The sequence below is a fragment of the Pseudonocardia sp. 2-7 genome, assembly GCF_056341085.1.
The window spans coordinates 3,067,813-3,081,668 of sequence record NZ_CP094507.1 but is presented as its reverse complement, the minus strand read 5'-3'; the positions used below and the strand labels follow the sequence as shown (position 1 = coordinate 3,081,668).

General features: G+C 73.6%; 14 protein-coding genes. 7 read left to right on the top strand and 7 right to left on the bottom strand.

The annotated features are described in order from the left end of the window. Window positions 1-11: 11 nt before the first annotated feature. The 3 genes from MTO91_RS14970 to mptB are packed head-to-tail and all read right to left on the bottom strand — an operon-like array spanning window position 12 to window position 3,384. On the bottom strand, window positions 12-791 hold the full coding sequence (locus MTO91_RS14970) for an ABC transporter permease (RefSeq protein WP_073574729.1): 780 nt from the start codon (window positions 789-791) through the stop codon (window positions 12-14). Beyond that, window positions 788-1,699, bottom strand: coding sequence for an ABC transporter ATP-binding protein (locus MTO91_RS14965; protein ID WP_476651572.1), 912 nt, complete (start codon window positions 1,697-1,699; stop codon window positions 788-790). Before MTO91_RS14965 ends, MTO91_RS14970 begins: the two co-directional genes overlap by 4 nt. Next, window positions 1,696-3,384 (bottom strand): polyprenol phosphomannose-dependent alpha 1,6 mannosyltransferase MptB, encoded by a 1,689-nt coding sequence (gene mptB / locus MTO91_RS14960; protein WP_476651571.1) that lies wholly within the window; start codon window positions 3,382-3,384, stop codon window positions 1,696-1,698. The genes MTO91_RS14965 and mptB overlap by 4 nt, the downstream gene beginning before the upstream one ends. A 201-nt stretch (window positions 3,385-3,585) precedes the next feature. On the opposite strand from mptB, the gene MTO91_RS14955 reads away from it, so the two are divergent. From MTO91_RS14955 to MTO91_RS14925, 7 genes are read left to right on the top strand one after another with little or no spacing between them, the layout of a single operon-like run. Continuing rightward, a complete protein-coding gene (locus MTO91_RS14955) occupies window positions 3,586-4,407 on the top strand; it encodes a helix-turn-helix transcriptional regulator (protein WP_476654891.1) in 822 nt (273 codons plus the stop codon). Then, window positions 4,391-5,827, top strand: a complete 1,437-nt coding sequence (gene sufB / locus MTO91_RS14950) for a Fe-S cluster assembly protein SufB (RefSeq protein ID WP_062395386.1) — start codon at window positions 4,391-4,393, stop codon at window positions 5,825-5,827. Before MTO91_RS14955 ends, sufB begins: the two co-directional genes overlap by 17 nt. Beyond that, on the top strand, window positions 5,824-7,014 hold the full coding sequence (gene sufD, locus MTO91_RS14945; protein WP_224402333.1) for a Fe-S cluster assembly protein SufD: 1,191 nt from the start codon (window positions 5,824-5,826) through the stop codon (window positions 7,012-7,014). The genes sufB and sufD overlap by 4 nt, the downstream gene beginning before the upstream one ends. A gap of 54 nt (window positions 7,015-7,068) precedes the next feature. Further along, window positions 7,069-7,854 (top strand): Fe-S cluster assembly ATPase SufC, encoded by a 786-nt coding sequence (gene sufC, locus MTO91_RS14940; RefSeq protein ID WP_253067930.1) that lies wholly within the window; start codon window positions 7,069-7,071, stop codon window positions 7,852-7,854. Between the two features lie 2 nt (window positions 7,855-7,856). Beyond that, window positions 7,857-9,194 (top strand): cysteine desulfurase, encoded by a 1,338-nt coding sequence (locus MTO91_RS14935; protein WP_476651569.1) that lies wholly within the window; start codon window positions 7,857-7,859, stop codon window positions 9,192-9,194. Between the two features lies 1 nt (window position 9,195). Beyond that, on the top strand, window positions 9,196-9,660 hold the full coding sequence (gene sufU, locus MTO91_RS14930; protein ID WP_405416885.1) for a Fe-S cluster assembly sulfur transfer protein SufU: 465 nt from the start codon (window positions 9,196-9,198) through the stop codon (window positions 9,658-9,660). Continuing rightward, a complete protein-coding gene (locus MTO91_RS14925) occupies window positions 9,657-10,070 on the top strand; it encodes a metal-sulfur cluster assembly factor (RefSeq protein ID WP_020624271.1) in 414 nt (137 codons plus the stop codon). Before sufU ends, MTO91_RS14925 begins: the two co-directional genes overlap by 4 nt. A gap of 60 nt (window positions 10,071-10,130) precedes the next feature. Here MTO91_RS14925 and MTO91_RS14920 read toward each other — a convergent pair whose 3' ends face one another. The 4 genes from MTO91_RS14920 to MTO91_RS14905 form a co-directional block, all read right to left on the bottom strand. Further along, window positions 10,131-10,958 (bottom strand): arylamine N-acetyltransferase, encoded by an 828-nt coding sequence (locus MTO91_RS14920; RefSeq protein ID WP_244327050.1) that lies wholly within the window; start codon window positions 10,956-10,958, stop codon window positions 10,131-10,133. A 42-nt stretch (window positions 10,959-11,000) separates the two neighbouring features. Continuing rightward, on the bottom strand, window positions 11,001-12,041 hold the full coding sequence (locus MTO91_RS14915; RefSeq protein WP_405416888.1) for an adenylate/guanylate cyclase domain-containing protein: 1,041 nt from the start codon (window positions 12,039-12,041) through the stop codon (window positions 11,001-11,003). A gap of 4 nt (window positions 12,042-12,045) precedes the next feature. Then, a complete protein-coding gene (locus MTO91_RS14910) occupies window positions 12,046-12,495 on the bottom strand; it encodes a universal stress protein (RefSeq protein WP_476651566.1) in 450 nt (149 codons plus the stop codon). Between the two features lie 108 nt (window positions 12,496-12,603). Continuing rightward, the gene (locus MTO91_RS14905; protein ID WP_476651565.1) at window positions 12,604-13,851 is read right to left on the bottom strand and encodes a lycopene cyclase family protein; all 1,248 of its coding nucleotides are present in this window, start codon (window positions 13,849-13,851) and stop codon (window positions 12,604-12,606) included. Window positions 13,852-13,856: the final 5 nt, after the last annotated feature.

Here is a 13,856-nt window from a genome sequence, read left to right as displayed (position 1 = left end):
GAAGACGGGGCTCAGGTCCAGCGCACCAGCCGCGACGCCGCCACCCCGGCGACGACCGCCCAGCCGGTCAGCACCAGCAGCGGCCCGGCCGCGGGGAACTCGCCCGCGCCGAGGGCCGAGCGCAGCGCCTCGGCCAGCGCGCCCGAGGGCAGCCACGGCGCGAGCGCCGCCAGCGGCCCCGGCAGGTCCGCGACCGGCACGACGATCCCACCGGCCAGGAGCAGCGCGAACCACACCAGGTTGGCGACGGCGAGCACGATCTCCGCGCGCAGCGTCCCGCCCAGCAGGATGCCCAGCGCCCCGAACGCGGCCGCGCCCAGCAGCACCGCCAGCGCGGCGCCGTCGAGCCGGGCACCGGCCGGGGACCACCCCAGCAGCGCCGCCAGCACGCCGAGCAGCACCACCTGGATCACGACGACGGCGGCGACCGCGGCCAGCCGCCCGCACACCAGCAGCCAGCGGGGCAGCGCCGTCGCGGCCAGCCTGCGCAGCGCCCCGTAGCGGCGGTCGAAGCCGAGCGCGATGGCCTGGCTGGTGAACGCCGAGCTCATCACGGCCAGCGCCAGCATGGAGGCGAACAGCCACGCCACCCGCGGCTCCGGGGCGGGCACCGCCGGGACGAGCGTGAGCCCGGCGAGCAGGGCCGCCGGGATGAGCAGGGTGAGCAGCACCTGCTCGGCGTTGCGCAGCGCGAGCCGGGTCTCCAGGCCACCCTGGGCCCGCAGCATGGTGAGCGCGTTGCCACGGCCGGGGGCGGGGGTGAACAGGCCCTCGGGGAAGGGGGTCGTCACGAGCGCAGCTCCCGTCCGGTGAGGTCGAGGAAGACGTCCTCCAGGCTGCGGCGCACGACCTGGACGTCGTCGGCGAGCACGCCCTGGTCGGCGCACCACGAGGTGATGGCGGAGAGTGCGCCAGGGTCGATCCGGCCGCGGACCCGGTAGCGGCCGGGGGCAGTCTCGCAGCTGGCGTAGCCGGCGGGCAGCCGGGCGTCGAGACCGGCGACGTCCATCCCGGGCCGGGCCCGGAACCGCAGCTCGGTCTGGTCGCCCGCGGTGAGCTGGGCGGGCGAGCCGTGTGCGACGACCCGGCCGTGGTCGATGATCACGACGTCGTCGGCGAGCTGCTCGGCCTCGTCCATCAGGTGGGTGGTCAGCAGCACCCCGACGCCGTCGCGGCGCAGCGCCCGGACCAGGTCCCACACCAGGTGGCGGGCCTGCGGGTCCAGACCGGCGGTCGGCTCGTCGAGGAACACCAGCTCGGGGCGCCCGACGACGGCGCAGGCCAGCGCCAGGCGCTGCTGCTCCCCACCGGACAGCCGCTTGTACGGGGTGCCCGCCCGCGGGCGCAGGCCGAGCACGTCGATGAGCATGTCGACGTCGAGCGGGTGCGCGGCGCAGTCCGCGACCAGGTGCAGCATCTCCCCGGTCCGAACGGCCGGGTAGGCGCCGCCGCCCTGCGGCATGACGCCCACCCGGGGGCGGACGGCCTCGTCGGCCGGGTCGTGACCGAGGACCCGCACCCGTCCGGCCGAGGGCGCCCGGAACCCGGTGCACACCTCGACGGTCGAGGACTTGCCGGCGCCGTTCGGGCCGAGCAGGGCGAGCACCTCGCCGCGGGCGAGGTCGAGGTCGATGCCGTCGACGGCGGTCGTGGGTCCGTAGCGCACGACGAGGCCGCGGATCTCCAGGGCGGCGCTCACCGGGCGGGCTCCGGGTCCGACGGCGCGCGGGTCCCGGCGGTGGCGCCGCCCGGGGTGCCGGTGCCGTCGTCCGGGCGGGCCGGGTCACCGGCGTCACCGGCGTCACCGGGGGAGCGGATCAGCCGGGCGACCACGTACAGGGCGAGGGTGTACATGGCGGCGCCCGCGGTGATGGCCAGCGGCAGCTGGAACCCGCGGAAGAAGAAGTCGGCGCCGGTGGGCGGCACGGCCAGCGCGAGCACGACCGACAGCAGCAGCAGGCCGCGGCGGTAGAACGGCATCGCCCGGGTCACGACCAGCGGCAGCAGCGCCCAGAACAGGTACCAGGGGTGCACGACCGGGCCGAGCAGCACGACGGCGCCGAGCCCGAGGCCGGTGCCGGTGACCGGGTCGACCTTCCCGCGCAGGCAGCCGAGCAGCAGCACGACCACGATCACCGCGATCGGCAGCACGAACAGGCTGCGCATCAGGCCCATCGTGGTCTCGGTGTGGTCGCCGAGCCCGGCGAGCCGGCCGACCTGCCCGGCGAGCAGCCCCAGGTTGGTGCTGATCGACATGGGCGAGATGAGCACGCTGGGTGCGGACAGCCCGCGCACCCAGTTGAACCCCAGCCCGGTGGCCAGGCTGAAGAAGGTGAGCACGGCCGCGGCGATCGCGGACAGCCAGGCCGTCATCACGGCCCAGTCGAGGAGCCTGCCGCCGCGCCTGCGGACCAGGTACACGCCGACGAAGCCGAGCGCGAGCAGCGCCGGGAGCTTCACCGAGGCCGCGGCGACGATCAGCGCGGCACCGCCGGTGATCCGCCACCACGGCCGGACGGTGTCGTCGCGCCCGAGCATCACCCAGAGCCCGAGCAGCAGCAGCGGCAGCATGATCGACTCGTTGTGGATCCCGCTGACCATGTGGAACAGCACCAGCGGGTTCGCCGCGCCGAGCCACAGGACCAGGCCGGCGTCGAGGTCGAACCGGGAGGCCAGCCGGGGCAGCACCCACACCATCAGGGCGACGCCGAGCAGCGCGAGCAGCCGGTGCTCGAGGATGCCGAGCACCACGTTCTCCCCGGACAGCGCGGTGATCCCGCGGCCGAGGCCGAGGAACAGCGGGCCGTAGGGCGCCGGGGTGTCGCGCCAGACCGTGGGGATCCCGCGGACCAGCGGGTCGTCGATGCCGAGCGCCTGCGCGGGACCGATCGAGTACGGATCGATCCCGCGGGCGAGCGTCGCGCTCTGGGCGAGGTAGCTGTAGATGTCCTTGGAGAACATCGGCGGCGCCAGCGCCAGCGGCACCCCCCACAGGATCGCGGTGCGGCCGAGCTCGCGGCGCTCGGGCGCGGGGTGGTGCGCTCCGCGGGTGGTGAGCATCCGGGCGATCCACAGCCAGGCCGTGACCACCATGAGCAGGCCCGCGTAGGTGACGGCGATCGCGAGGGTGACGTTGCGCGAGGGGAGCCCGATCACGCGCAGCCCGTTGAGCGGGTTCGGTACCGGGAACGCCCCGGAGCCCAGCGCGCTGATCCCCATCAGCAGGGCGCCGGTCAGACCGAGGATCCGCGCGATCCGGGCCTGCTCACGCAGGCCGCGCCGGGCCGGGTGGCCGGTCGACGGCGGTGTGGCGGGGGGATCGGACGGCGCCGCACGCGTCGGGGGGTCGTCGCGCCCGGGCGGGGCGACCTCGGGCGTCACCATGGGAGGAGAGGTTAGTGGTGCGGTGACGGGGGGTCCGGTACCGGCCCTCACCTGCGGGTGGAGTGAGCCCGGTCACCACGGCGGGGGGTCTGTTTTGCCGTGCCGGGCCATATACGCAACACTGATGTTGTGAAAACGGACCGGACAGCGCCGCGGCGCCTCGACGACCCTGCCTGCGGGCACGGCGTCGGCGGCGACGCCGTGGTGCCCGTCGGGTCCGGCACGGGTACCCGCGCACTCGTGGCGCGGGTGCTCATGGAGCAGGGTCCGGTCACGGCCGCCGTCGTGGCGGCCGAGCTGGAGCTCACCGAGGCCGCCGTGCGCCGGCACCTCGACGCGCTGATCGCCGACGGCGAGGCGGAGGTCCGGGCCCCGGCCCGGTCCGCCCGTCCGCGCGGCCGGGGCCGTCCGGCCCGGGAGTACCTGCTCACCGACACGGGCCGGGTCCGGTTCGGGCACGGGTACGACGACCTGGCCACCCAGGCACTGCGCTTCCTCGCCGAGACGGCGGGGGAGGAGGCGGTCGACGCCTTCGCCCGGCACCGGGTGCGCGAGCTGCTCGGGTCCGACCTCGACGCGGTGACCGCTCCGGCGGAGCCCGCGCAACGGGTCGAAGCGCTGGCCCGGGTGCTCAGCGCCCGTGGCTACGCTGCGCAGGCCCGCCACGGCGGCTTCGGGGTGCAGCTGTGCCAGCACCACTGCCCGGTGGCCCACGTGGCCACCGAGTTCCCGGAGCTCTGCGAGGCCGAGACGCGTGCCTTCGCCGAGCTCCTGGGCACGCACGTGCAGCGGCTGGCCACGATCGCCCGCGGCGACGCCGCGTGCACCACACACGTCCCGCTCGAGGATCCCGAACTCCTCGCGCGGGCGAGAGGTAAGAAGCAAGGCCGTTCCGTCACCGTGAGTGGAAGACCCACTGCGCAGGTGCGGCAGGTGCAAGAAGAAGGGGGCCCCGCCGACGGCGGGACCCTCTCCCACCACGGTCCCCGAAAGGGAGGCAGTCCTTATGACGACCACTCCTGATGTGCGCACCGAGCTCACGCAGGAGGAGACGATCGCGGCGCTCGGCCGGTACGACTTCGGCTGGGCCGACTCCGACGAGGCGGGCTCCATCGCGAAGCGTGGCCTGTCCTCCGAGGTCGTCGCCGACATCTCCCGCCTGAAGAGCGAGCCCGAGTGGATGCTGGAGTTCCGGCAGAAGGCGCTCGACATCTTCGGCAAGAAGCCGATGCCGCGCTGGGGCTCCGACCTGTCCGGGATCGACTTCGACAACATCAAGTACTTCGTGCGCTCCTCGGAGAAGCAGGCCGCCACCTGGGACGACCTGCCCGAGGACATCAAGAACACCTACGACAAGCTGGGGATCCCGGAGGCCGAGAAGGCCCGCCTGGTCTCCGGTGTCGCCGCGCAGTACGAGTCCGAGGTCGTCTACCACTCGATCCGCGAGGACCTCGAGCAGCAGGGCGTCATCTTCCTGGACACCGACACCGCGCTGAAGGAGCACCCGGAGCTGTTCCGGGAGTACTTCGGCTCGGTCATCCCGTCCGGTGACAACAAGTTCTCCGCCCTGAACTCCGCGGTCTGGTCCGGTGGCTCGTTCATCTACGTGCCGCCGGGCGTGCACGTCGACATCCCGCTGCAGGCCTACTTCCGGATCAACACCGAGAACATGGGCCAGTTCGAGCGGACGCTGATCATCGTCGACGAGGGTGCCTACGTGCACTACGTCGAGGGCTGCACCGCGCCGATCTACAAGACCGACTCGCTGCACTCGGCCGTCGTCGAGATCGTGGTCAAGAAGGGCGGCCGCTGCCGCTACACCACGATCCAGAACTGGTCGAACAACGTCTACAACCTGGTCACCAAGCGCGCCAAGGCCGAGGAGGGCGCGACCATGGAGTGGGTCGACGGCAACCTCGGCTCCAAGGTGACCATGAAGTACCCGGCCGTGTGGCTGATGGGCGAGCACGCCAAGGGCGAGGTCCTCTCGATCGCGTTCGCGGGCGAGGGCCAGCACCAGGACGCCGGCGCCAAGATGGTCCACCTCGCGCCCAACACCTCCTCGACGATCGTGTCGAAGTCGGTGGCGCGCGGCGGCGGGCGTACGTCCTACCGCGGCCTGATCCAGGTCAACCCGCGGGCACGCAACTCCCGCTCGACGGTGAAGTGCGACGCGCTGCTGGTCGACACGATCTCGCGCTCGGACACCTACCCCTACGTCGACATCCGCAACGACGACGTGTCGATGGGGCACGAGGCCACCGTCTCCAAGGTCTCGGACGACCAGCTCTTCTACCTGATGAGCCGCGGTCTGACCGAGGACGAGGCCATGGCCATGGTCGTGCGCGGGTTCGTCGAGCCCATCGCGCGCGAGCTGCCGATGGAGTACGCGCTGGAGCTGAACCGGCTGATCGAACTGCAGATGGAGGGTTCCGTCGGATGACGACGAGTGACGTTGCCGGCCTCGCGCCCGAGCTGAAGGGCGCCAAGGAGGGGCAGGGCGAGGTCCCGATCGCCTCGGCCGGCGAGCGCTTCCAGTCCTTCGACGTGGAGGCGTTCGAGGTCCCCGGTGGCCGCGAGGAGAACTGGCGGTTCACCCCGCTGCGCCGGCTCAAGGGCCTGCACGACGGCAGTGCCGCGTTCGAGGGCACCGCGCCGGTCTCGGTCACCGAGGCCGCCGGGGTGACCGTCGAGAAGGTCGGCCGCGACGACGCCCGGATCGGCGAGGGCGGTGTCCCGTTCGACCGGGTCGCCGCCGCGGCCTGGTCCGGGTTCGGCGAGGCCACCCTGGTCACCCTGGACGGGGAGAAGCTCGACCCGGTGACCGTCACCGTGGACGGCCCCGGCGAGGGCGTCACGGCGGCCGGCCACCTGCACATCCGCACCACCCCGCACACGCAGGCCACGGTCGTCGTGGTGCACCGGGGGTCGGGCGTGCTGGCCGACAACACCGAGGTCGTCCTGGGCGACGGCTCGCAGCTCACGCTGGTCGTGACCGAGGAGTGGGCCGACGACGCCGTGCACGTGGGCGCCGAGCACTACTCGATCGGGCGCGACGCCACCCTGCGGGCCACCACGGTCCAGCTGGGCGGCGACCTGGTCCGGGTCTCCTCGACCGTGCGCTACGCCGGCCCCGGCGGCGACGCCGAGCTCGTCGGGCTCGGCTTCACCGACGCCGGCCAGCACCTCGAGCAGCGGCTGCTGGTGGACCACGCGGTGCCGAACTGCAAGTCCAACGTGCTCTACAAGAACGCGCTGCAGAGCCTGACGAAGGACTCCTCGCACGTGGTGTGGATCGGCGACGTGCTGATCCGGGCCGCCGCCGAGAACACCGAGACCTTCGAGTTCAACCGGAACCTGGTGCTCACCGAGCACTGCCGCGCCGACTCCGTGCCCAACCTGGAGATCGAGACCGGCGAGATCGTGAGCGCGGGCCACGCCAGCGCCACCGGCCGGTTCGACGACGAGCAGCTGTTCTACCTGCGCAGCCGCGGCATCCCCGAGGACCAGGCGCGTCGCCTGGTCGTCCGCGGGTTCTTCGGCGAGGTCCTGAACAAGATCACGCTGCCGGAGCTCAAGGAGCGCCTCGAGGCGGCCGTCGAGGCCGAGCTCGCGCTCACCGGCGTCTGAGCGCAGCTCGGCACCGATTCCGCACACTTCCCGAATACGGAGCGACCACCACCGATGTCCACTCTGGAGATCAAGGACCTGCACGCCTCGGTCGAGACCGAGGACGGCCCCAAGGAGATCCTGCGCGGTGTGAACCTCACCGTCCGCGCGGGCGAGACGCACGCGATCATGGGGCCGAACGGCTCCGGCAAGTCCACGCTGGCCTACGCCATCGCCGGGCACCCGAAGTACACCGTCACCGGTGGCGAGGTGCTGCTGGACGGCGAGAACGTCCTGGAGATGTCGGTCGACGAGCGGGCGCGGGCCGGGCTGTTCCTGGCCATGCAGTACCCGGTCGAGGTCCCGGGCGTGTCGATGGCGAACTTCCTGCGCTCGGCGGCCACCGCCACCCGCGGCGAGGCGCCGAAGCTGCGGACCTGGGTCAAGGAGGTCAAGGAGGCCATGGCCGGCCTCGACATCTCCCCGGAGTTCGCCGACCGCTCGGTCAACGAGGGCTTCTCCGGCGGTGAGAAGAAGCGCCACGAGGTGCTCCAGCTCGAGCTGCTGAACCCGAAGTTCGCCGTGCTCGACGAGACCGACTCCGGCCTCGACGTCGACGCCCTGCGCGTCGTGTCCGAGGGCGTGAACCGGTACCGGTCGAGCGGCGAGACCGGCGTCCTGCTGATCACGCACTACACGCGGATCCTGAACCACATCAAGCCGGACCGCGTGCACGTGTTCGCCGGCGGCCGCGTCGTCGAGTCCGGCGGTCCCGAGCTGGCCGACGAGCTGGAGAAGAACGGCTACGTCCGGTTCACCCAGGCCGACAAGGCGGCGGCGGACCAGAAGGCACTGGCCTGACCATGACCCTCACCCACGGAACCGGGACCACGGCCGGCCACAGTGCCGATGCTCGTTCCGCCGGCGCTGCTCTCGGTGCCGACGCCGTGGCCCGGATCCGGGCGGACTTCCCGATCCTCGCGCGCACCGTGCGCGAGGAGAAGCCGCTGGTCTACCTCGACTCCGGTGCGACCTCCCAGCGGCCGCGCCAGGTGCTCGACGCCGAGCGCACGTTCCTGGAGCGGCACAACGCGGCCGTCCACCGGGGCGCGCACCAGCTCGCCGAGGAGGCCACCGACGCCTACGAGTCCGCCCGGGCACGCATCGCGGCGTTCGTCGGTGCGAACGACGACGAGGTCGTGTTCGTCAAGAACGCGACCGAGGGCATCAACCTGGTCGCCTACGGCCTGGGCAACGCCTCGGTCCGGACCGGGCTCGACGCCGCCTCCGAACGGTTCGCGCTCGGCCCCGGTGACGAGGTCGTCGTCACCGAGCTGGAGCACCACGCGAACCTCATCCCGTGGCAGGAGCTGTGCCGGCGGACCGGCGCGACCCTGCGCTGGTACTCCGTCACCGACGACGGCCGGATCGACCTCGACTCGCTCGAGCTCACCGACCGGACGCGGGTCGTGGCGTTCACCCACCAGTCGAACGTCACCGGCGCCGTCGCGCCGGTCGCGCAGCTGGTGGAGCGGGCCGCCGCGGTCGGCGCGCTGACCGTGCTCGACGCCTGCCAGTCGGTGCCGCACATGCCGGTCGACCTGCACCGGCTCGGGGTGGACTTCGCGGTCTTCTCCGGGCACAAGATGCTCGGGCCCTCCGGGGTCGGAGTCCTCTACGGCCGCCGGGAGCTCCTCGAGGCGCTCCCGCCGTTCCTCACCGGTGGCTCGATGATCGAGACCGTCCGGATGGAGGGCGCGACCTGGGCGCCGCCGCCGCAGAAGTTCGAGGCCGGGGTGCCGATGACGTCGCAGGCCGTCGGCCTCGGCGCCGCGGTCGACTACCTCGGGGCGATCGGGATGGACACCGTCGCCGCGCACGAGGCGTCGCTGACCGCGGCCGCGCTCGAGCAGCTGTCCGCGATCGACGGGCTGCGCATCGTCGGCCCGCCCGGGGCGGAGCGGCGCGGGGGAGCGGTGTCGTTCGTCGTGGACGGCATCCACGCCCACGACCTGTCCCAGGTGCTCGACGACGCCGGTGTCGCCATCCGCGTGGGTCACCACTGCGCCTGGCCGCTGCACCGGCGCTTCGGCATCGTGGCCAGCGCCCGGGCGTCGTTCGCGGTGTACAACACCCTGGACGAGGTCACCGCGCTGGCCGACGGGGTGCGCGCCGCCCAGACGTTCTTCGGGACGGTGTGACGTGCAGCTCCAGCAGATGTACCAGGAGATCATCCTGGACCACTACCGCGACCCGCACGGTGCCGGTCTGCGCGAGCCCTACGACGCCGAGACCCACCACGTGAACCCCACCTGCGGGGACGAGGTCACGCTGCGGGTCAAGGTCGACGGGGACGTGGTCACCGACGTGTCCTACGAGACGCTGGGCTGTTCGATCAGCCAGGCGTCGGTGTCGGTGCTGCACGACCTCGTCGCAGGCAAGCCGGTCGGCGAGGCGTGGAAGATCATGGCGTCGTTCCAGGAGATGGCCCAGGGACGCGGCAAGGTCGAACCCGACGAGGACGTCATCGGCGACGGCGTGGCCTTCGCCGGCGTCGCCAAGTACCCGGCGCGGGTCAAGTGTGCTCTCCTGGGCTGGATGGCATTCAAGGACGCGGTGAGCCGCACCGACGCCCGCATCGAGAACTCCGAGGGGAGTCCGGCATGAGCGAGACCACCGAACAGAGCACCTCCGAGGACGTGGTGCGCGGCGCGGCGGGCATGCCCGAGCCGCCCGCCCGGGCCGACGCCGGTGACGGCGCGACCCTCGAGGCCCTGGAGGAGGCGATGAAGGACGTCGTCGACCCCGAGCTGGGCATCAACGTCGTCGACCTCGGCCTCGTCTACGGCATCGACCGGGACGGCGGGACCGCCGTCATCGACATGACGCTGACCTCGGCGGCCTGCCCGCTGACCGACGTGATCGAGGAGCAGACCCGCTCCGCGCTCACCGCCGGTCCCGACGGCGGCCTCGTCGACGACGTCCGGATCAACTGGGTCTGGATGCCGCCGTGGGGCCCCGAGAAGATCACCGAGGACGGCCGCGAGCAGCTGCGGGCCCTCGGCTTCCGGGTCTGACGACCCCGCACCGCCCCCGACGGGCCGGATCCCCACCAGGGGGTCCGGCCCGTCGTCGTCTCACGGGAAGTAGACCTCCCGCAGCCGGTCCTCCAGCCCCGCGACGGCGCCGGTGTCGACACCGAGGTGCTCCTCCAGCGCGTCCCGGACCCGGGCGGGGGAGGTGAGGTCGTGCCGCGCCACGTCGCCGTCGGCGGTGCGCACGGTGAGCCGGGTCCCGTCGAGGGTGGTCCGGTGCTCCGGGGTGGTGCGCGCGGCGACGAGCCCGGTCCGGAAGTGCGACGCCGGGTGGTGGGTCAGGTACCAGGAGCCCATCGCGAAGTCGACGTCCGGGGCGGGGACCAGGTCGAAGACGTACTGGTCGGCCCAGTCACCGCTGCCGCGCCGCTGCAGGACCCAGGCACCGTGGTCGTCGCGGGCGTAGCGGTAGGTCGCCTGCGGGGTCGGCTGCTCCAGCCCGGCGACGAGCCGCAGCGCGGTGGTCGGCACCGTCGAGCCGAACCCGGCGTCGACGGTGAAGCGGCCCTCCGTGGTGTCGACGAGGGTGAGCCGGTGGGTGCGCGACGTCGGCGGGTCCGCCGGGGCCAGCCCGAGGCGGACCCGGCCGACGAGCGGGGTGACCTGGTACCCCACCGCGCCCAGCACGTCGTACAGCAGGCGGTTGTGCTCGAAGCACCAGCCGCCGCGCCGGCCGTGCACCAGCTTCGCCGCGACGCCGTCGGAGGTGGTCGGCGGCTCGACACCGGTGAACGGGTCGAGGTTCTCGAACGGGATGGTCGCGTTGTGCGCGGTCACGACCCGGTCGAGCAGCGCCCGGTCCGGTGTCGCCCGGTCGACCCCGAGGAGGTCGAGGTACGCGGCGGCGGAGGTGGTCACCGTGCTCGTCATGGTGCCCGAGGCTGTCACCTCGACCCGGGTTCAGGTCAAGGATCAGCGTTCGCGGGCGCCGCGCAGCGCCCACGCCCGCAGGTGGGAGTAGCCGCGGGTGTGCAGTGTCGCGATCCGCCGCAGGTCGAAGCGCGGGTCGTCGCGCAGCGACTCGAACATCTCCTTGTCGACCAGCACCGTGTCCGGGCGGGCCTCGGAGGTGAGCCGGGCCGCGACGTTGACGACCTCGCCGTAGACGTCGCCGTAGCGGGCCAGCACCATGCCGTGGGCGAGGCCGATCCGCAGCTGCGGCAGCGCCGGCTCGGTCCGGACCCGGTCGCGCAGGCCGAGCGCGATGGCCGCGGCGTCGGCGGGGTGCTCGGTGACGTAGAGGACCTCGTCGCCGACGGTCTTGATCACCCGGCCCCGGCCGTTCGCGATGACCTCGGTCGTCACCGAGCCGAACCGCTCGATCATCTCGCCGAGCTCGTCCATCGAACGGCGGCGGGTGGTGCGGGTGAAGCCGACCATGTCGGCGAACCCGACCGACAGCGGCCAGGTGTCGGCCGCGATGTCCGCGGCGTCCATCCGCTGCGCCCCCGCGACCCAGCGCGACGCCGTCGCCGCGAGGTGGCGCCGCCACACGTAGGACTGCAGCGACTCCAGCTCGGGCAGCACGTCGGCGGCGAGCCGGGCCGCGTCGCGCGGGGTCAGCTCGCCGATGTGCGCGGCGGCGACCTGGGCGAGCATGCCGATCTGCCACTCGGCGAGCCGCGACAGCGACTGCGCGACCGCGCGGGCGACGGCCTCGCGGGCGTTCTTGTCGGGCAGCCAGTCCCGGGTCAGGCGGGCGACGGTGCTGGCCGCCTCCAGGTCGGCGCGGGTGTAGACGCGGTCCTCCGGATCGGAGTCCGCGAACCCCAGCGCCCGCCAGAGCCGCCCCGACTCCTCCGGGTCGAGCCCCGCGGCCGCCACTAGCTCGTCGCGGGTGAACTCGCGGGGCGCGCCCAGGATGAACTCGTCCAGCGCCCCGTCGTCGATCTCGCTCCAGTCGATCGAGGCGGGGTCGGGCAGCGGACGGGGTGGTCCGGGTTCGGACGTCACGCGATCACGTGGTGTGCACGACGAGCACGTCCACGCCGGCACGGCGGGTCGCGTCGGCGGGCACCGAGCCGAGCAGCCGCCCGGAGAAGGTGTTCAGACCGCGGTTGCCGATCACGAGCAGGTCGGCGCTGTGCTCCTTGACCGCCTTGCGGAGGACGTCGACCGGCGCGCCGTCCTCGGCGGAGGTCGAGACGTCCTTCGCGCCGGCGGCGGCGGCCCGGTCGGAGGCCTCGCGCAGCGCCTCCTCGGCGGGGGTCCAGCCGGTGACGAGGAAGGCCTCGTCCTTCAGCGCGTCCTCGGCGGCCGAGGTATCCTCCCGGCTGGCCGGGGTGTAGGCGGAGACGATGACCAGTTTCGCGCCGCTGTCCGCGGCCACCCCGGCTGCGCGCTCGACGGCCGCGAACGACGTCGACGAGCCGTCGGTGCCGACGACGATGGTCTTGTATGCGGACACAGGTGCCTCCCGGGGAACGGTCGCGCGTCGCCGGTCCTGCGGCCGGCGTCACCGCGTGCGACGACGTTACTACGTGGTATCCGATCAACTTGTCCTGAGCCCCTCCCGTCATCGCCCTTTCGAGTGAAATGCGGCGGCTGATCGCAGCATGTGCGCTCGTACGGGTGGCGGAGCGGCCCGGAACACCCCGGCCATCCCGGCGAGGGTGCCGGTCAGGTCGTCGCGGCCGGTGAGGAACGCGCGACCGCTGCGGCCGGCGAAGAACGCGTCGAAGAAGTCCGGCACCAGCCGCGGCGGCATCTCCAGCACGGTGCGCAGACCGTGGCGGCGCAGGCGGTGCACCGCGCGGGCCGACCGGGGCCAGAGCAGCCGGCGGGCCGCCGTCGTCGCGGCGGCCGGGTCGTGCGGCAGGTGCCGGGCCAGCTCGGCGGCCAGCTTCGGGGCCAGCCCGAGCGCGGGGGCGACGCTGAACCCGGTCGCGGGGTGCACCAGCGGGGTCGCCGCCCCGAACCCGACGGGGTGCCGTGGGCCGCGCGGGGTGTCGACCGGGAAGCGGACGCGCTCGACGGGGGCGGTGTCGGGCACGTCGACGCCCGCCCCGGCGAGCCGGGCCGCGAGCCGGTCGCGCAGCTCGGGCAGCCCCAGCCCCGGCCGTCGTGCCAGGGAGGTCTCCTCCAGCAGGACGGTGCCGTCGCCGTAGGGGACGGCGTAGAGGAACGTCGGCCAGTCCGTCCACCCCGGGCGGTGCGGGCCGGGGGAGCGCCAGTCCATGAAGACGGCCTCGCCGGGCCCCACCACCGGCGCGGCCACCCGCTCGTCGACGACGATGCCCCACGCGGTCTGTTCGGTCCCGCCCGCCGGGCCGGGGCGCAGCCGCGACGGTGCCCCGGTGGCATCGACGACCAGGGCGGCGTCGACGACGCGTGCCGTGTCGTCCCGCGGGGCCCCGCCGTCACCGGGGCCGCCGCTCCCGCCCCGGCCGCCCGGAGGGTGCAGCCGCACCCGGTACCGGTGCCCGTCGGGCCGGACGTCGCCGGCGGCGGCGCGCCCGGGCAGCACCGTGACCCCGGCGAGCCGGGCGTCGAGGTGGGCGCGCAGCCCGGCGGTGTCGAGCACCGCGTACGGGCCCAGCGCGCGGGTGCCACCGCCGGGCAGCACGGCCACCGCCTCCGGCCGGGTCGCGACCATCGCCGCGGGCAGGTGCGGGGGGAGCTCCTCGGGCCACGCGCAGTAGGTGGCCGTCCACGCCCGCTCCGGGGCGGGGTCGGCGAGCGTGGTGCGCAGCCCGGCCTCCGCGCACGCCGCCGCGAGCGCCCGCCCGGCCGGACCACCGCCGAGCACCAGCACGTCGGCCACCGTCG

Coding starts and splice junctions, on each gene's coding strand:
- mptB (WP_476651571.1), bottom strand. CDS start 3,384: ATGGTGACGCCCGAGGTCGCCCCGCCCGGGCGCGACGACCCCCCGACG.
- sufB (WP_062395386.1), top strand. CDS start 4,391: ATGACGACCACTCCTGATGTGCGCACCGAGCTCACGCAGGAGGAGACG.
- sufD (WP_224402333.1), top strand. CDS start 5,824: ATGACGACGAGTGACGTTGCCGGCCTCGCGCCCGAGCTGAAGGGCGCC.
- sufC (WP_253067930.1), top strand. CDS start 7,069: ATGTCCACTCTGGAGATCAAGGACCTGCACGCCTCGGTCGAGACCGAG.
- MTO91_RS14935 (WP_476651569.1), top strand. CDS start 7,857: ATGACCCTCACCCACGGAACCGGGACCACGGCCGGCCACAGTGCCGAT.
- MTO91_RS14925 (WP_020624271.1), top strand. CDS start 9,657: ATGAGCGAGACCACCGAACAGAGCACCTCCGAGGACGTGGTGCGCGGC.
- MTO91_RS14920 (WP_244327050.1), bottom strand. CDS start 10,958: ATGACGAGCACGGTGACCACCTCCGCCGCCGCGTACCTCGACCTCCTC.